This is a genomic window from Arenibacter sp. F20364 (assembly GCF_023015905.1).
Lineage (GTDB): Bacteria > Bacteroidota > Bacteroidia > Flavobacteriales > Flavobacteriaceae > Arenibacter.
Window position 1 is genome coordinate 1 of the sequence record NZ_JALKBD010000081.1, and the last position, 2,907, is coordinate 2,907.

1 protein-coding gene and 1 pseudogene are annotated in these 2,907 nt (G+C 37.7%); one reads left to right on the forward strand and one right to left on the reverse strand.

Annotated elements, in window-relative coordinates; genetic code table 11:
- Window positions 1-108 precede the first annotated feature (108 nt).
- Window positions 109-1,296 (forward strand): annotated as a pseudogene (locus MWU84_RS23665) (transposase); the annotation flags it as partial.
- Between the two features lie 467 nt (window positions 1,297-1,763).
- Here MWU84_RS23665 and MWU84_RS23670 read toward each other — a convergent pair.
- Window positions 1,764-2,495: a phospholipase D family protein gene (locus MWU84_RS23670; RefSeq protein WP_246906480.1), complete on the reverse strand. Its 732-nt coding sequence runs from the start codon at window positions 2,493-2,495 to the stop codon at window positions 1,764-1,766.
- Between the last annotated feature and the right edge of the window lie 412 nt (window positions 2,496-2,907).

Consider the following 2,907-nt stretch of genomic DNA (forward strand, 5'->3'; position numbering starts at 1 on the left):
AACTTTTGAGATGTAACCATTGTATAAGAAGTGCCAGTGTTTTCAGTACCTGTGAGCTAAGTTGTCGTTTTATGCAGCTATGAGGTCACTAGGCCTCATTGGAGCGATTTCACAAAACATTTCGGGCCTCCATCTGGTAACAGGACCAAAATGAAAAATGCCCTTTCTAAATATCTGTACACCGTTTTTGGATATGGCTGCAATCTTGGGGCGGCACAGACCGCCAGGCATATAAAAGAGGATATCAGCCTTCGTACGATCAAACGGATAAACGACCAACATATCACCACCGATAAATTGCATGCGGCCTCCGTGGATTTGATCAATAGGTATGCATCGTTCGAACTCCCAAGCTTCTGGGGGGATGGCAAAAGTGTTGCCGCCGACGGGACACATATCCCGTTGATAAAGAATAACCTGCTAGGAGAGAGGCATATACGATATGGAGGGTACGGCGGTATATCGTACCACCATATTTCCGATACTTATATCGCCATGTTCTGTAAGTTTATCGGTTGTGGCATATGGGAGGCTGTATATATCCTTGACGGATTGATGCAGAACGATTCGAGATTGCGTCCCGATACGGTTCATGCAGATACCCAAGGTCAGAACGAACCTGTTTTCGGGCTCTCACATCTTCTGAGGATAAAGCTTATGCCCAGGATGAGAAACTGGGACGATGTCAAGTTTTACAAAGTGGATAAAAATGACCATTACCCCCATATAGACCGTATTTTCAGCGATGTTATCGATTGGGACCTGATCCAGGCCCATTGGAAGGACCTCATGCAGGTGGTGATCTCCATAAAAAAGGGAAAGGTCCTGCCCTCTACGTTGTTGCAAAAACTGGGGACGCACAATAAGAAAAATAAACTATATAGGGTGTTCCGGGAACTGGGAAGGGTCATCAGAACGGAATTTCTATTGGAATACCTGAATTCGAAGGACCTACGACAAAGGATAACCGCTGCCACCAACAAAGTGGAATCGTTCCACAGTTTTCATGATTGGATTACGTTCGGAGGAGCAACGATAACCACAGGAGATCCGGTGGAACAGGAAAAAAGGAACAAGTATATCGACCTAGTCGCCAACACTATTATTTTTCATAATGTTGTGGATATGACCGATATAATCAGTAAAATAAATAAAAAAGATATTGAGGTCACGCCCGAACTACTGACCTGTCTCAGCCCTTATCTAACGGGACATATCAAAAGGTTCGGATATTATTTCTTGGATATGGCCAATAGAACGAAACCGTTGAGAATGAAAAAATTGAAAGTTGCTTAAAGTGCATTTTTAGATTGAAAAATATTTTGATATCCCCAATATACATAGGGCCTAATTCGCTTCTATGGGTACTTTTAGGGCGTATCCCGACAGTACCCCCTTATCCTCAATTGGTTAGAATTGTAACAAAAAATAGATGATTTTCAATTGCTTAAAAATCTTAATTCAAGTTTCATTTCATTTCTGTATCAGGGTCAATTTCTCTCAACGGAACATTTTGTCCTATTTTTGGCATAGAGCCATACAGATGTATGCAAGAAAATAGATAAAAGAGGTAAAAATCTGATTACTAGTCTGTAACTTTAGGAAAGGTTACGCGCTAAGCGACACTACTAGCTTGTCCATATGGAATTCCATGTATACAACATCATGCCGTTAAAAAAACAAAACGGCCTTTATAGCCGTTTTATGATATCTTTATTTTAAAAATTAAGGGGTTGTGCAACTCTTCCCGCTATAGTAAAAAGTTAATTCAATTTTAATTCGTCTAATACGTCTTCGGGCCAAACAACAAATTTTCCGTATTGGCCTTCTTTTTCAGAACACCCAAGCTCTTTTCCTTTTTTAGTGGCAATCCAGTCTTCTTCCTCCTTATACATCAATTTATTGTCTACAAACCAAGCGTTTACTTTCCGGCTGCTAATACCTGTCAATTGGGAAATTTCCTTTGTGGTTAATAGCTTGGAATTATAAGAAGAAGAGGTTTTAGTTAGGGTTTCGGGCTCTTTTTTCTCTGATTTTATATCATCTGGTATAGATGTAAATTCAAATCGTTCACTTGTTTTGTCTATATAATCAATTTCCCTTAAAGCGTCTTCAAATAATTCATTATCGGGTTCGTCATTTAAGTCAATTAATACCCCCATTTCTTTATTGTTATTCATTGAGAATTCATAAAGATTCAAAGAAGTTATTATCATCTTATTATCATTTAAATAGCACTTTGCGTGTAAATCTTGATTGTATTTTAGAATTACAAATCTCAATCCTTGCAAGAATTTCATTTCATTCGGGTTAAGATCTTGTTTTCCGAAAATTATTGTAGTGATTTTATCTATATTATTTCTGTAAGTGAGCAATTCTCTAAAATCTTTCGATAGTCGAAGGTAAGGCGATATTAAAATCAGCTTTTGGTCTGCATCTCGAATTAAATCTTCTATTTCAGATACAGCTTTTTTTGTATTTAAAAATTTTGCCATTAATTGTGGTTTAGTTAGTAATTACAACGGGCATAAATATGGTTTGTTGTCTTACATAACTTTTAATTGGCCAATCTCGGACTGAATGGATAATTCTCTAAGACTGTTGCATGGAGCGTAGAACAGGTAATAAATAGTATCATGCATTTTAAAACAGAACAGAAAGACAACAATTGATTTAATCGTGCGGCTAATAATCGTTACAACCTCTCGAGGGTGTAATCTGAACTCTGTCTGTTCGCCAATCTGCAAATGAAACCGTAGCACATTAACCTTCTAGCCAAACTTTCAGCAGTTCTTTTGCTACTTGTAATAGTTCTATCGGATCTACATTGGTAAATATGTAAATTATTCCCAATCCCAAATTTACTTGCCACCATTTCCATTTAGGAAACTTTATCTCTATTTTTTT

Bases quoted from the DNA above. Each gene is read 5' to 3' on its own strand.
- MWU84_RS23670 (WP_246906480.1), bottom strand. From the start codon at position 2,495: ATGGCAAAATTTTTAAATACAAAAAAAGCTGTATCTGAAATAGAAGAT.